Origin of the sequence: Shewanella sp. SM101, assembly GCF_025654465.1 — a bacterium.
In the GTDB taxonomy this organism is placed as follows: Bacteria; Pseudomonadota; Gammaproteobacteria; order Enterobacterales; family Shewanellaceae; genus Shewanella; species Shewanella oncorhynchi.
On record NZ_JAKKRH010000034.1, the window covers coordinates 1 to 14,285 of the forward strand.

Here is a 14,285-nt window from a genome sequence, read left to right on the forward strand (position 1 = left end):
CCTGTTAAGCCCATTGGCCTGGAAGTTGTTATGGCTAAAGACGGAAAAAAGCCAACCGCCCGAACAAGTCCCCAGTGTGCATTGGGCTTATCTAAGATTAGGAAAACTCGCGGGCTGGAATGACAGCAAACGAAGCGGAATTGTAGGCTGGGAAAGGTTATGGCAAGGATGGTTTAAACTGCAAACCATCCTTGAAGGTTACCAGCTAGCCTTGTCTCTTGAGCAAAAGATGTGATCAAGAGACAGATAAAGGGGAGGGCTATGACAATTACATGCCTGATGTCGATAGTCAAAACTATGCAGCCTATACGCTACAAACCCTGCACTTTGGTCCGGTTACTTTTGAGTTTGGAGGTCGTTATGATGCGATTAAGTACCAAGTAAACGCAGAGGGTTACAAGGTAGGTCGAGGCTCAGGAGCGAATGTTAAAGATAGAAATTTTTATCTCCAAAGCTACTCAGGATCACTGCAATGGGACATATTGCAAAATTGGTCAACACGAGTCAATTACGTTCATGCCGAGCGTGCTCCTGAAATGAGTGAGCTTTACGCCAGTAACCCACACTATGCTCTGTTAATTGAAGAACAGGGCAGCTCAAATCTTAAAAAGGAAATTAATCACTCCTTTGAAATAAATACCACCGCGAAAATCGCCGATTTACAGCTAATGGCAAGTTGGTATCAAAATCAATTCAATGATTTTATTTATCTTGGTAGTACAGGCCTTGAGCGTAATGGTACTTATGTTCGTGAATGGCGCCAAGCAGATACAAACAATCAAGGGTTAGAGGTACAAGCTATCTATACCTTCCCGTGGCAAAGGTGGGGAGTTTTTGAGCTTAGCACATTTACTGACAGAGTGAGAAATACTCCTAGATATCAATACGATGGTAGTTACGACATCTTTAGTACTCGTCCACCTCTCGCTGGTGAGCGGGACGAATACTTTCGCCGCAGGTTAGAAGGCACTTCAATGCCTCGAACACCACAATCCAAAACAGGCACTGTACTAAATTGGCAGTATGATGCGCTTACTGTGTCCATCGATTATGTTCGCTATCATTCACAAGGTGACGTTAGCAGATTTGAGAGGCCCTCTGAATCTTATGCTTTGCTCGGAGCCAATATCACTTTAGATCAAGTCATTTCGAAAGTGCCGACTCAATTCTACCTAAGCTTAGATAATCTTACCGATGTAGATGCGCGCCCACATAACAGTTTCCTAAGGCATTTATCTCCTATGCCAGGTCGCTCAGCGGCTATTGGTGTCAGAGTGCAATTCTAAAAAGTTTCCTTCAAGGCTAATGGCCTTGAAGGTTTTCATTTGATTTCTTGATACCCAAGGCCAAAAATCTAACCTCCTTCAATTCAAGCCGCGACTTGCTGTTTTTTATCCCATTTTCCGAGAGATGTTTTTAAGTCATGACGGACCCAAAGCGTTTATCTGATGAAGCCTATTCAATGATATTTCTTACATAATATGGAAAAGTCATCCATTGGATTGAGTAAGAAATCTTTACCGACAATGGAAGTCATTTCTGATTCAGATATAAAAGGATTGTCAATTTTAAAAACTAATCGTTGATTCAATTTACTTTTTATCAAAAAATCGCAATGGCGTTGATAAAATAACTGGTCAAATTGACCATTATCGATAATTCTCTGGAGGCCAATTTGTATTCGCTGAGCTAAGCAAGGTTTGTTAGGTGAAACATAATAATATGTCGCTAGCGGAATATGTAGCATGATGCTTTCATCAACAACGAGATCTGGATATTGTTGATTAAACTGCTTAACCTCTTGAAAGACTTCATTCACTCCGCGGCCAAATGTTATAAACCGTCCTTTTGATAACATATTAAATAAACTGTCATATTGATTGCTTTCTATAATCTTAAATCCTGCTTGTTGCATGGCAACTTTAGTTGACCATTGGCTACCTGAACCAGTATCAAGAGCAGTTAACTGCGCTAGAGAGGTGATTTGAGCTAACCTAGGTACATTTTCCTTTTTAATAATAAAAATTCTAAATCCTTGAATGCCTTTTCTAATGGGAATTTTTATTGGAATAAGCTGTTTATTCCACTGTAGGTTAGAGGCTTCTGCAATAACATTGATGGTTTCACCCTCTTGTAATGCTCTGAAGATACGATTTCGACTCATTATTAGATCTGAGACTTGTAGTGATGCTTCACCAAAATCGGCTTTGGTTACATCAATAACTAATTGTAAAAGGTCATAAGTATACTGATATCTGTGATCAAGCTTGGATTCTGACTGATTGATAATGAATTGATCATTAGCAGAAGTGACGGGTATGTTTGCCAAGACCCACTGGGAAAGAATACAAAAAATAATGCCCAGTCGCTGTAAATTATCCATCAATAAACTCATTGCTAGAGGTTGAAATTGATTCGGTGTGCTTATTTTAGCAGTAGCCTAGATGGCTTGCGGGATAAAGAAACAGATGATAAGCGTAAATGATATATTTTTTTAGTTTGGGTTTATGTGAGTTGTAAATCAATTTAGACAGCCCAACGGTGTTGGCACTGGGTGCGAGTGGCTCGCAGAATATTTTAAAGTCCTTATGTTGTTTAGCCATAGTGTTTTTAATATGGCTTTACGTTATATATGCATAAACGTGTTTGTAGTCTGGCAACGATTTTGGGGGAAGTTTGAAGGTCGTGTTTATTGCGTTAATCATTTATGAGAACGTGCTTTGAGCGTTTAACCAGCGCCGGCGCATGCTCCACGTTTTTACAGTGCTATCACTTTGGCTCTACTGCTGATGTTGAACATATAAATTGACCACTCAAGACCCAGAGAGGACATCAATGAACTCGGATAAAATTTTAGAATCTGCACAAGCAACCTTGTCTGGATTAATACCATTTCCTCAAATTGTCGGCAATCTTATTGCTGAAGGTGTCGAGTATTACTATGTAGACTATGCCTTGAAGTTATTTACTTTCTATAGCGCAGCAGGTTCTACAGTGCAATCACCTTTATCATTTGAGGGACTTCCATTAATTGCTGACAATTTTAATGTGATTGAACTCAGAGCCGCCATCTTGGATAGTCAGCAGCATGGGCAAAGATTTCGGCTTTTCTGCCAGCGCGCTATGAATGCAGGAGTTCAAGGTTATTTCGTGTTTTTGCGAGGTAAACGTGTAACCTATTTTGGCCGTCAAGGTGACCAGCATACCGAATGGTTTTCTGGCGCTAAGCCGAGCGATGTCTAACAATGCTGACTAGGCTCGCCACTTTCTGGGCAGGGTGCATCGTGAGTTTTACATTGGGTGAATGGTTACGTGAAGTTCATTGTATACGTCACTTACATCTTCCTGTGCTTAACGTTATAGATCACTGGAGGCATAAATATGCTACCACGCAATGTCACTACTATTTCTCGAATGCCGATTTACGGCATCATGAAGATTAAGTCATATCTTGCGATGGTAATGGTTTACGGGGTGATTTTAATTGGTATTGGACGGTACAATTGCGGTTAAATAGGAGAATAATGTCTTATGTACCATCAATTTCTAAATGAACCTATGGTGCTTGATGTTGCAAAGGCATCAATACTCACATTACGGCTACCCGACGATGTGAGTGATTTTATTGTGTCGCAGGCGATCAATGCTCCTTTACTAGAGATTATCGTCATAGCTGAAGCCGGAATTCAGCAAAATATAGTCATCCGCTTCCAGCCGTTTATGGGTCTTAAGGTCGAATCGTTACCGCAAAGCCCTCAGGCTTTCAATACACCAATAACCCGCAGCCTTGGGCAAGGTTTTAGGCTTTATACACGGATGGGAACTGCTGCGAAATTTTGTGCGGCTGAATTGAGGCGAGGTGTATCTTTTACCTTAGATACGACTCGTCATTTAGGTGCAGATAATGACTTAATAGGTGCAGATAATGACTTAATAGGTGCAGATAGTTACTTAACTTTTGCCTTACAAGCCAATTCAAAGTTTGAGTTAGTACCCTTAGAAGCGGATTTGCGGGTTTTGCATGAGCCCAAAGCGTTAATGGTTGCTAAAGCACTGTTAGCAAGGCACTACGACTATGCCGCATCATCTGAATCTCTTGCAATTTACATGACTGAAATCGAGCAGGTTAGATTAGAATTGCAGGCGTTTATGCGTGGGGAGCTTGGTCAATGTCATGCCAGCCTTGCTGATGAAGTATTAAGGATCGATCCCTTGCTACTGCAAAAACAACAATGGTTATTTAGAACCTATACCCATATGTTTGAGCGACCAAACTACAGCCGCGCTGCTAATGATGTCGATAACACTGATAAGCTATTAAGAAAATTAGAGTGTTATGAATTACTCGCTTCACCGGAATTGATCCTGATGGTAGACCGATTGATGGAAGACGAAACGTAAACTTTTTTTACCCAAATTTAGCTAAATGATAAGAGTCCATTATGCATTATTTATGTCCCCTGTGTGCCGCCCCACTGACGTTAACGGAGCGAACTTGGGGTTGTTCACAGCAACATAAGTTTGATATGGCCAAAGAAGGCTATGTCAACTTATTACCTGTACAGAAGAAAAACTCAAAAGATCCTGGTGATAATAAACAGATGATGTTTGCTCGGCGTGAATTTTTAAACGCGGGTTACTATCAAGGTTTGAGTGATAGAGTGAATGAGCTCGCACTTGAGTTTGGTGCCGAAGCAAAACAAATCCTCGATATAGGCTGTGGGGAAGGATACTACAGTCAACGTTTATTCCATGTGTTGAGCCAGCACCATGATTGCAATTTACAAGGTATAGATATTTCTAAGTCTGCAATTAAATATGCAGCTAAACGTTACCCTAATTTGCAATTTTGTGTCGCAAGTGCCTATGAAATGCCAATCGCATCCCAAAGTGTCGATCTTGCCATTCGTATTTATGCCCCTTCAAAAGTAGAAGAGTTACAACGGATTATGGCTGATGGAGGCTTACTGATAACGGTTTCTCCGGGACCTTTACACCATTTTGCGTTGAAACAACAAATTTATGCTGAGCCAAGATTACATCCCGTTTCCACAGCGCATATTGCTGGATTTGAGTGTCTTCATCAGGAGCGCTTAATCTCCCAGTTAGAACTGGCAAACAGTGAACATATTGCTCATTTTTTAGAAATGACGCCCTATGCTTGGAAGTTTACTCATGCCCAAAAGCAAGCATTTGCGTTGCAAGGATTGAACTGTGAATTGGATTTCCAAATTGAAGTGCATCGGATTTCAAAGTAAGCGATAAGATTAAGCTATTGAAATAAGTTATTTAAAATGCTTAACTGTGCCTGCTAAACAGCATGAACCTAGTGTTCTGCTAGCCGGTTGCAAAACCGTAAAGTAGATTTAGGCAAAATAAATAATCCAAAGTGTCGCAGTGTGTTGACTTATCTTTAGAATGGTTTATAGTCTTATCAGCTTGAAGGTTGGGCTTATATTTATGTGTTCAATACGACCAGTTCGTCCTGTAAACATAAGTAATACCGGCATTTTCCAGCTCCACCCGCCGTTAAGGCTTTAATTTTTTATTTACAGGATTTATATTATGTCTCAAGTTACTGGTGTTGTTAAGTGGTTCAACTCTGACAAAGGTTTCGGATTCATTGAGCAAGAATCTGGTCCAGATGTATTCGTACACTTCCGTGCGATCAACTCTGACGGTTTCAAAACTCTTGATGAAGGCCAAAAAGTGTCTTTCACTGTGACTCAGGGTCAAAAAGGTCCACAAGCTGAAAACGTAACTATCATTGGTTAATTTTCAGTGCTGTTAGCCTAGAGCTGATAGCAATGGATTAAAGGGCTATGGTTAATTCCGTGGCTCTTTTTATTTGTGCGAAAGATGAAATTTCATTTAGTTTAGATTGTTGAATCCAGTAAAGCGACGAGATCCACTTAACATGTCGCATTAATTTAATGCTTAAATCTGAAGTTAATCCTCTAATCTTTCTCTGTTAGAACCCAATTCTGATATCTCCAAGATTTTCAATAAAACCATTTGATACACTCTCCTTATTTTTACCCCTGTAACATTCAATTCCATTATATGTTAACGCTTAACGCTTAACGCTTAACGCTTAACGCTTAACGCTTAACGCTTAACGCTTAACGCTTAACGCTTAACGCTTAACGCTTACTCTTATCGAGTTTATTTTTTGCGTAATCTTATATTCAATGTCGAACGCGAATGTGTCTAATCATTCATTTGTTGTAAATCAGTGACTTCAGATATTGCCGAATATGATTGGTGCATTTACATTTCTTGCACTTAGTTATTCTACATATATAAGGCTGAAAGCCTTGTAGTAAAGAGTTGAGGCTGGCAAAGCATTTAGTGCTTGATATTAAAGAACACTAGCTTATTTATGATGTAGTTTGGATCCGACCAAAAAATGAATATTGCTATTGAGATGCCTTGCATTTCGTACATTTAAGTATTTCCGACAGAAGCTTTAGGCTGCTAATCCAACTTAATTATCGGCTACTTTATAGCGGAATAATGCTCTCCCTTGACTAGTTTTCCTAACTTATAAAGGAGGGGTCTACAGTTAGCAGTAAATGGATTAAGAGCCCTTTCTACTGGCGGGTATTGGCCTGATATTTTGTTAGCATGTTTATTGCTTCTAATGTGACGTTAGTGACAACACAAGAATATTTAAAGTTGATAACTATATACTGAGGATCTTTTGATGGGTTATGTTATTCAAGGGGGGCTACGATTAAGCCGAAAAATGGATTGAGCTAAATTTAAATATTGTGGAGTATTACAGTGTAAATAGAAAAGCCATGCAATTGCATGGCTTTTCTGGTTTAGCTTAAGTGATTATGGACGTGCCATATCAGACTCTGCACCATTAGCGAGTTTGATTTTGGCAGTAGACTCTTCGTTCGCAGTATTCTCATACTCTCGTCCTTTAGGGACTGCCACTTGTTCTCTCACTTCAACGACAGGCTTGGTCATATCCGAAGACACCATAGAGCCAAAGCGGCTGGCGGCTTTCGGCTTGCTGACAACAACTGCATCCGTGATTTGCGGTGTTGTTGGAGCCGTTTGTATTGTGGCTTGAGGCTTAGCGATAGCTGCCGGTCTGGCCATTGGCGCAGAGGCTGTTGCTTTCACGGCTTCTTTTACTTCAGCGCTCGGTGCAACACTTGGCTCGACAAGTGTTTCGGTTTTAGCTGCTTCAGCTTTGGGTACTGCTACTGATTTAGTCACTGAGCTTTCAACTGATGGGACTGCAACGACTACGGCTTCAGCAGTAACGCTGGTCACCTGAGTTTCAACGATTGACGCAAGGTCAACTTTTGCGTCAGCAGTCTTTGGCTCTTCCACTTTCGTTTCAGTGGTTTTAGTCACAACAGGTTTAGTTTCAACTTGCTGAGTTTCAACTGCTGCAACGTCATTTGCTTGAGGCTGAGGCTCAACTTTTGCTTCTACTTTAACAACAGCAGGAGCTTTAACAGTTGGAGTTGAACTTGTTTCAGCTATTTCGACGTCAGCAGTTTTAACGGCCGGTTCAGTTACCGCTGTTGTTTGAGTTGCAACAACAGGAGTTTCCACTCGAACACTGACGATTTCGCTTGGGTACTCTTGGTCAGCACCTAATTCGTCATTAGGAACGAATTGCGCTGGGGTTGATGTCCCTTGGTCATCTTCGTCGCGACGACGACGTTGACCCGCTGCACGAAGGTGACGAGGGCTACGACGGCTACGACGTTGACCATCTCTTTGCTCGCGTTTTGATTGATCATCAGCATTAGCATTTTCGTTGTCTGAATCAACTTCGCTATCTTGCGATACTGCATCCGCTGCTACAGTATGAGCTGCTGTGTCAACTAAGGTGTTTTCAGCTGTGTTAACAGCATCAACCGCAGGTGTTTCTACTACAGTAGAAATTACAGTTGTCTCTTCTAGCACAATATTTTCTTGCGCTTCTTGAGCGGGTGCGGCTTCTTTACGAGGCTGGCGACGTGTTCTTGGCGCTTTAGTTTCTGCTGGCGTTTGGGCAATGACTTCAGCTTTGGCATTAACACTGATAGTACTTGCCGCTGCGGCGTTAAGGGCTGCAATTTCCGCTAACACTTCTGCGGCATCTTCAGGTGCAATTGGGATCGCATTATCTGGCGTATTATGGCCATTATCGATACGCACCTTACGACGCATGTTACGGCGCTGACGACGCTCACGGGCGACTTCTTGCTTAGGGGCATCATCTGCTTCAATGTCGGCAACAACATCTTTTGGCGCTTGTACGCGTGGCTTCGGTTCAGCTTTAGCTGGACGTTTAGCCGCTTCTTCTTTTTCGCGTACTGGACGTTCTTGTGTGCTGACTACTGCATCAGTCGGTTTTTTTGGATTGCGGCTACGCGGCTCACGAGTGCCTTCTTTTGCTTTGTCGGCATCTTGGGCATTGCGTGGGCGGCGAGTGTCATTACGACGGTTACGGCGATTTGCGTTAGCCGCACTGGTATCAGTTGCTTTAGTTTCAACAACTTTTACGGGTTCAGCTTTTTCACTTGGCGCAAACATGGCACTGATTGTACTCACAAGCTTGCTGAAGAAGCCTGGTTGTGGCGCTTCAACTTTCACCGTTGGTGATGGGGCTTGTTCTACTTTCTGTGGCGCAGCAAAACCTTTTAATGCCGGAATAGGCGCCGCAGTACGTTCCAGTTTGCGTGGCTCATACAATTTGGCTTCAGGATGCTCTATACGCTTATAGCTTGATTCACTGATTTCATCATCACTACGGTGACGGATCACGCGGTAATCAGGCGTCATCATGTGTGCGTCAGGTATCACATACACTTCGACATCGTGACGCTGTTCTGTGATGCGAATGGCTTTGCGTTTCTCGTTTAACAAGAAAGCTGCAACATCCACAGGCACAATCGCTTCGATTTGTGAGGTGTTTTCTTTGATGGCTTCTTCTTCCATCAAACGTAAAATTGACAGTGCTAAAGACTCGGTACTGCGAATCGTGCCTTGGCCATGACAGCGAGGGCATATATGCGCTGCAGATTCTTCTAAAGAGGGGCGCAGACGTTGACGCGACATTTCCATCAAACCGAAACGAGAAATGCGACCTAATTGCACACGGGCGCGGTCGTGGTGAACAGCATCACGTAAGCGGTTTTCAACTTCACGCTGATGGCGCACAGGCGTCATATCAATAAAGTCGATAACCACTAAGCCACCTAAGTCGCGGAGGCGCAATTGGCGGGCAATTTCATCGGCGGCTTCGAGGTTAGTGTTCAGTGCTGTTTCTTCAATATCGCCGCCTTTAGTGGCACGGGCAGAGTTGATATCGATTGAGGTTAATGCTTCAGTTGGGTCGATAACAATTGAACCGCCAGATGGCAGACGCACTTCGCGTTGGAAGGCGGATTCAATTTGTGATTCGATTTGGAAGTGAGTGAATAATGGCACTTCAGCTTCGTACAGTTTTACGCGCTCAACGAAATCAGGGCGAACTAAGGCGATATGTTGCTTCGCTTCTTCAAAAATACGTGGATGATCGATGAGGATTTCGCCCACGTCACGGCGTAAATAGTCACGAATAGCGCGAACTATCACATTGCTTTCTTGGTGAATTAAGAAAGGTGCGCCTTTAACTTGTGAAGCTTCGGTGATCGCCGCCCAGTGGTGTTGTAGAACTTTTAAGTCCCACTTTAACTCGGCAGATTCTTTGCCTACACCCGCAGTACGCACGATAAGACCCATGCCCGCAGGCACTTCTAAGTCAGCCATCGCTTCTTTTAGCTCAGTGCGTTCATCACCTTCGATACGACGAGAAATCCCGCCAGCACGTGGGTTGTTTGGCATTAATACTAAGTAAGAGCCTGCAAGGCTGATGAAGGTCGTTAAGGCTGCACCTTTATTGCCGCGTTCTTCTTTGTCAATTTGGACAATAACTTCCTGTCCTTCACTGACCACTTCTTTGATGTTTGGGCGACCTTGGAACGAATATCCCTTCGGGAAATATTCTCTAGCGATTTCTTTCAGTGGTAAAAAGCCGTGACGATCGGCACCGTAGTCGACGAAAGCGGCTTCTAAAGACGGTTCTACGCGGGTAATTTTACCTTTGTAAATGTTTGATTTTTTTTGCTCATGACCTGGGCTTTCAATGTCTAGATCATACAGTTGTTGCCCATCAACAAGGGCAACACGCAACTCTTCTGATTGAGTTGCATTGATTAACATACGTTTCATGATGACGTCATTCTTCTTTAAATAGAGGTCATCAAACATCGCGCTTCGCTGCATTACGGGCCTAGCAGTAGATCAACTGAGCCTCACGGCTGGTGGCTAGGCAAGAGGTGCGCATTGCTGTTAGACGCAGTCGCTGCGTGTCGCATCCTATTTATGGCTTATTTTTTAATGATTACAAAAACAAGGAATTCGTTGTAAAACATCAACCAACCCCATAAATTCTTTAGTTTCTTTCCGGTAATGCCCAAGTCGAATCGGTTTGTCTGACGACAAGTTAAAATATCCTTCGAAATCGGGGAGGAAAACCTAGGGTAAACCTTATTAAAGTAAGGCGACTTTCTCGATTTAATCGTAAAAAACGCATTTATGGTATTTTTACTTATTATACGATTCGCAAATCAATGACTTGCTATCAAGAAAATGTTTTTTTATCCGTTAAATTTTCCGCTTGGGATCGGGGCGTTGTGAACACTTTATTCACGGCTTATCCCTAATCGCTGGTGAAATATAGCAATAATCAAAAAATTCAGCAATGGAAAGGCACAATTCTTCTCAGTTGTTGTACAATGGCGGCCGTTATAATTAGATGGCGCATCATGAATATAGAATCCACCCCACAACAGGTTCAGTTGATCACGATTGATGAAGATCACTTCGAACAGCGTATCGATAACTACTTAATGACCAAGCTGAAGGGCGTGCCGAAAAGCATGATCTATCGCATTGTCCGCAAGGGCGAGGTTCGAGTGAATAAGAAACGCATTAAACCCGAGTACAAGTTGCAGATTGGCGACATAGTGCGTATTCCGCCTGTCCGCGTGGCAGAGCCTGATAACCGTACCGCACCATCGCCTAACTTAAGCAAAGTCTCGCAACTCGAAGACCGTATTTTGCACGAAGACAATCATTTGATCGTGCTGAATAAACCTGCTGGCATTGCTGTGCATGGTGGTAGTGGAGTCGATTACGGTGTGATTGAAGCATTGCGTTCACTGCGTCCTCAACAAAAGTTTTTAGAGCTAGTACATCGTCTCGATAAAGATACTTCTGGTGTGTTGTTGGTGGCTAAAAAGCGTAGCGCGCTTAAACATCTGCATGATCAGCTTCGGTATAAAAAGATGCAGAAAGACTATTTGGCCTTAGTTAAAGGGGAATGGTCTGCTCAAGATAAAGCCGTTAAACAGCCTTTATTGAAAATCACCCTTAAATCGGGTGAGCGCATTGTGCGTGTTAATGCTGAGGGTAAACCTTCAGAAACGCGCTTTAAAATTATGCAGCGTTACCAAGGTTGTACTTTAGTGAAGGCAAGCCCTGTCACTGGACGTACTCACCAAATTCGGGTGCATTGCCAATTTGCGGGTCATCCTATCGCCTGTGATGATAAATACAGTGAGCAAGGGTTTGACGACAGCATGCGGTCATTAGGCTTAACTCGACTCTTTTTACATGCGGCTGAGTTGATGTTCATTCATCCTGAAAATGATGAAGTGATGCGGGTCTCTGCGCCTTTAGATGAAAACTTGTCGCAGTTATTGGATAAGTTAAAGCGTGTGTAATCGACGGGGATTGGTTTCACGGATGAAGACAAAGCAATACGATTTAGTGATTTTCGATTGGGATGGCACTCTGATGGACTCCATCGGTAAAATTATCACCTGTATTGAAAATATGGCTAAGGCATTGCGGTTACCTATCCCAACCGAAAGCGATATTCGCGATATCATCGGTCTTTCTATGACAGAAGCGCTGCGAGTCCTGTTTCCTCAGGGGCTCAATCCCAGCGCTTCCTCTACCTATTGTCAGCCTCTACATCCTAAAAATGCATTTAGCCAAGGCGAAGATGATCCATATCAGCAGATGCGCGCCGAGTTTAAAGCGCAATATTTGCATTTAGACACCACGCCAACGCCACTCTTTGCACAAGCACCAGTGTTAATCGATGAGTTACATACTCAAGGTTATCAATTAGCCGTTGCAACCGGTAAGGCCCGTGCGGGACTTGATCGCGTTTTTGCGCAAACGGGCTTAGGTCGATACTTTGTTGCATCACGCTGCGCCGATGAAGTGCATAGCAAACCCCATCCTGAAATGATCTCAAGTTTGCTGAAAGAATTGAATATTGCCCCGAACCGAGCCCTAATGGTGGGGGATTCTCTGCTGGATTTGACCATGGCGGCCAATGCTGGAATTGATAGTATTGGCGTGACCTATGGCGCCCACTGTGCCGACAAGTTACTGCAAGCAGGACCTATCGCTTTGATTGACTCTCCTGCGCAATTGCTGCAATACCTCTAGCACTGCTATTTAATGCTGAAGCGGCAATACATGCCGCTACGCATGAGTACTTGCTGGTTACCTTTATTTACGTCCCATCTTTCCGTCAATGAAACGAATCTGCTGCTCGGCATTTTTGGGGCGCTTAATCGATTTAATAAACAGAGCACGCTGAGCAAAACCTCAGTAAACGAATAAGCTAACGTGTAAGCCGGTTAAGCGAGAACGTCTACACCTTGGGCCAACAGCATTTCTGTCAGTAATATCAGTGGTAAGCCAACTAAGGTATTCGGATCGCGACCTTCAAGCTCGGTAAATAACGCTATGCCTAAGCCTTCACTCTTAAAACTGCCCGCGCAGTAGTAGGGCTCTTCTTTTTCTATGTAGGCGACAATCTGCGCATGGCTAAGATGCCTGAAATGAACCGTAAAGGGTTCAACCTCAGCGGCCATAGCGCCAGTTTTGGCATTATAGAGTGCAAGACCAGTATAAAAGGTGATGGCCTTGCCTGAGGCTTGAGTGAGCTGCGCGACGGCATTATTAAAATGATGGGGTTTACCGATAATCTTGTCATCAATGACGGCAACTTGATCGGAACCAATAATCAGACCATCGGGGAATTGTTCTGCTCCCGCGACGGCCTTTGCTTTGGCTAATCGCAGCACTAAAGTATGGGCCGATTCTTCGAGATACGCCGTTTCGTCAATATTAGGATTGCAGCATTCGAAGGGTAACCCGAGTTTTTGCAGTAAAGATTGTCGATATACAGACGTCGAAGCTAAGATTAATGGGGTTGGCATAATGAGATATCCGCAAAAGAGTGACTCATATTGTGACCAATCAATGCGAGAGAGTGCAAGAGTTTCGTCTTTTACGGTTTCTTTTCAATGAATGCGACTATTTTAGGCGGCTTGCGCTTGTATGCGGCCCCATGCTTGGGTACTATTTCGCATCCGTCAATTTCAATGTTGGGGCAGGGGAAAGGCTTAAGTCGCAAACTGGGACTTAAGTTAGCATTTTTTCTTTGACTCTAGCGTTTTCAAACTATAATATGCGCGCCTTATGCAAACAGTAAAGATACCGGTTTCAATTGATCCATTTCGCGCCGCCTCGAGTCGCCTAGTTTATCAGGGCGTTGTTCCTGGTGTGCAACTGAAAAGATTAACTGAGTTATGTGCCGGCGACTGTTCCGATGTGGCAGTGTCGCTTGAATGTGGCGTAGATTTACAGGGGATAGTCTACCTGAAAGGGAAGGCTGTGACGGAGCTCACTCTGATATGTCAACGTTGCATGACACTATTTACCACTGAGGTTACGGTCGAGTTTTGTTTTGGTCCATGTCGGACTAAAGCAGAAATCGATGAGCTCCCGGATGCGTATGACCCAATTGAGTGCAATGAAATTGGCGAAGTGCGTCTACATCAATTGATCGAAGATGAATTGATAGTCGCTATGCCGATAATCCCAATGCATCAAGAAATTGATTGCAGTGCGGGATCTAAAGACATGGTTGTAGGCGAGATAGAACCCGCTCAAGAGGAGCGTCCAAATCCGTTTGCAGTGTTAGAAAAACTGAAGAGCAAGTAATCGAGGAGACAGGCCAATGGCTGTACAACAGAACAAAAAATCACGTTCAAAGCGCGGAATGCGCCGTTCACATGACGCACTGAGCACTGCTCAGCTGTCTGTAGACGCTACCAGCGGTGAAATCCATATGCGTCACAATGTGACTGCAGATGGCTTCTATCGCGGTAAAAAGGTAATCAACAAGTAATTTGTTGGTT

At 43.4% G+C, this 14,285-nt stretch carries 12 protein-coding genes and 1 pseudogene; 10 read left to right on the forward strand and 3 right to left on the reverse strand.

Going from position 1 to position 14,285, the window contains the following annotated elements:
- A pseudogene (locus L5M38_RS17290) lies at positions 1-235 on the forward strand (IS4 family transposase); the annotation flags it as partial.
- A 37-nt stretch (positions 236-272) separates the two neighbouring features.
- Positions 273-1,286 (forward strand): TonB-dependent receptor, encoded by a 1,014-nt coding sequence (locus L5M38_RS17295; RefSeq protein ID WP_263179805.1) that lies wholly within the window; start codon positions 273-275, stop codon positions 1,284-1,286.
- A 173-nt stretch (positions 1,287-1,459) separates the two neighbouring features.
- Here L5M38_RS17295 and L5M38_RS17300 read toward each other — a convergent pair whose 3' ends face one another.
- Positions 1,460-2,383 carry a hypothetical protein gene (locus L5M38_RS17300; protein WP_263166811.1) on the reverse strand — a complete coding sequence of 308 codons (924 nt, stop codon included), beginning with the start codon at positions 2,381-2,383 and terminating at the stop codon, positions 1,460-1,462.
- Between the two features lie 452 nt (positions 2,384-2,835).
- Here L5M38_RS17300 and L5M38_RS17305 point away from each other — a divergent pair, with 452 nt between their 5' ends.
- From L5M38_RS17305 to L5M38_RS17320, 4 genes are all read left to right on the forward strand, one after another.
- A complete protein-coding gene (locus L5M38_RS17305) occupies positions 2,836-3,243 on the forward strand; it encodes a DUF1398 domain-containing protein (RefSeq protein ID WP_263166812.1) in 408 nt (135 codons plus the stop codon).
- Positions 3,244-3,531: 288 nt separating this feature from the next.
- Positions 3,532-4,401 carry a hypothetical protein gene (locus L5M38_RS17310; RefSeq protein WP_263179808.1) on the forward strand — a complete coding sequence of 290 codons (870 nt, stop codon included), beginning with the start codon at positions 3,532-3,534 and terminating at the stop codon, positions 4,399-4,401.
- A gap of 41 nt (positions 4,402-4,442) precedes the next feature.
- Positions 4,443-5,258, forward strand: coding sequence for a 23S rRNA (guanine(745)-N(1))-methyltransferase (gene rlmA / locus L5M38_RS17315; protein WP_168823743.1), 816 nt, complete (start codon positions 4,443-4,445; stop codon positions 5,256-5,258).
- Between the two features lie 307 nt (positions 5,259-5,565).
- The gene (locus tag L5M38_RS17320; protein ID WP_011789734.1) at positions 5,566-5,775 is read left to right on the forward strand and encodes a cold-shock protein; all 210 of its coding nucleotides are present in this window, start codon (positions 5,566-5,568) and stop codon (positions 5,773-5,775) included.
- Positions 5,776-6,840: 1,065 nt separating this feature from the next.
- On the opposite strand, the gene rne is transcribed toward L5M38_RS17320, so the two are convergent.
- Complete coding sequence (gene rne / locus L5M38_RS17325) at positions 6,841-10,281, reverse strand: ribonuclease E (RefSeq protein ID WP_263179810.1); 3,441 nt, start codon at positions 10,279-10,281, stop codon at positions 6,841-6,843.
- Positions 10,282-10,823: 542 nt separating this feature from the next.
- On the opposite strand from rne, the gene rluC reads away from it, so the two are divergent.
- Positions 10,824-11,783: a 23S rRNA pseudouridine(955/2504/2580) synthase RluC gene (gene rluC / locus L5M38_RS17330; RefSeq protein ID WP_014620693.1), complete on the forward strand. Its 960-nt coding sequence runs from the start codon at positions 10,824-10,826 to the stop codon at positions 11,781-11,783.
- A gap of 22 nt (positions 11,784-11,805) precedes the next feature.
- Positions 11,806-12,522 carry an HAD family hydrolase gene (locus L5M38_RS17335; protein WP_263179812.1) on the forward strand — a complete coding sequence of 239 codons (717 nt, stop codon included), beginning with the start codon at positions 11,806-11,808 and terminating at the stop codon, positions 12,520-12,522.
- A 194-nt stretch (positions 12,523-12,716) separates the two neighbouring features.
- On the opposite strand, the gene L5M38_RS17340 is transcribed toward L5M38_RS17335, so the two are convergent.
- Complete coding sequence (locus L5M38_RS17340; RefSeq protein ID WP_263179813.1) at positions 12,717-13,301, reverse strand: Maf family protein; 585 nt, start codon at positions 13,299-13,301, stop codon at positions 12,717-12,719.
- Positions 13,302-13,563: 262 nt separating this feature from the next.
- Here L5M38_RS17340 and yceD point away from each other — a divergent pair, with 262 nt between their 5' ends.
- Both yceD and rpmF read left to right on the forward strand, forming a co-directional pair.
- Positions 13,564-14,088, forward strand: coding sequence for a 23S rRNA accumulation protein YceD (gene yceD, locus L5M38_RS17345; RefSeq protein WP_028760371.1), 525 nt, complete (start codon positions 13,564-13,566; stop codon positions 14,086-14,088).
- Between the two features lie 16 nt (positions 14,089-14,104).
- Positions 14,105-14,275, forward strand: coding sequence for a 50S ribosomal protein L32 (gene rpmF / locus L5M38_RS17350; protein ID WP_006081226.1), 171 nt, complete (start codon positions 14,105-14,107; stop codon positions 14,273-14,275).
- Positions 14,276-14,285: the final 10 nt, after the last annotated feature.

Bases quoted from the DNA above. Each gene is read 5' to 3' on its own strand.
- rne (WP_263179810.1), bottom strand. From the start codon at position 10,281: ATGCAGCGAAGCGCGATGTTTGATGACCTCTATTTAAAGAAGAATGAC.
- L5M38_RS17340 (WP_263179813.1), bottom strand. From the start codon at position 13,301: ATGCCAACCCCATTAATCTTAGCTTCGACGTCTGTATATCGACAATCT.
- rpmF (WP_006081226.1), top strand. From the start codon at position 14,105: ATGGCTGTACAACAGAACAAAAAATCACGTTCAAAGCGCGGAATGCGC.
- L5M38_RS17295 (WP_263179805.1), top strand. From the start codon at position 273: ATGCCTGATGTCGATAGTCAAAACTATGCAGCCTATACGCTACAAACC.
- L5M38_RS17300 (WP_263166811.1), bottom strand. From the start codon at position 2,383: ATGGATAATTTACAGCGACTGGGCATTATTTTTTGTATTCTTTCCCAG.
- L5M38_RS17310 (WP_263179808.1), top strand. From the start codon at position 3,532: ATGTACCATCAATTTCTAAATGAACCTATGGTGCTTGATGTTGCAAAG.
- L5M38_RS17320 (WP_011789734.1), top strand. From the start codon at position 5,566: ATGTCTCAAGTTACTGGTGTTGTTAAGTGGTTCAACTCTGACAAAGGT.
- rlmA (WP_168823743.1), top strand. From the start codon at position 4,443: ATGCATTATTTATGTCCCCTGTGTGCCGCCCCACTGACGTTAACGGAG.
- L5M38_RS17305 (WP_263166812.1), top strand. From the start codon at position 2,836: ATGAACTCGGATAAAATTTTAGAATCTGCACAAGCAACCTTGTCTGGA.
- yceD (WP_028760371.1), top strand. From the start codon at position 13,564: ATGCAAACAGTAAAGATACCGGTTTCAATTGATCCATTTCGCGCCGCC.
- rluC (WP_014620693.1), top strand. From the start codon at position 10,824: ATGAATATAGAATCCACCCCACAACAGGTTCAGTTGATCACGATTGAT.
- L5M38_RS17335 (WP_263179812.1), top strand. From the start codon at position 11,806: ATGAAGACAAAGCAATACGATTTAGTGATTTTCGATTGGGATGGCACT.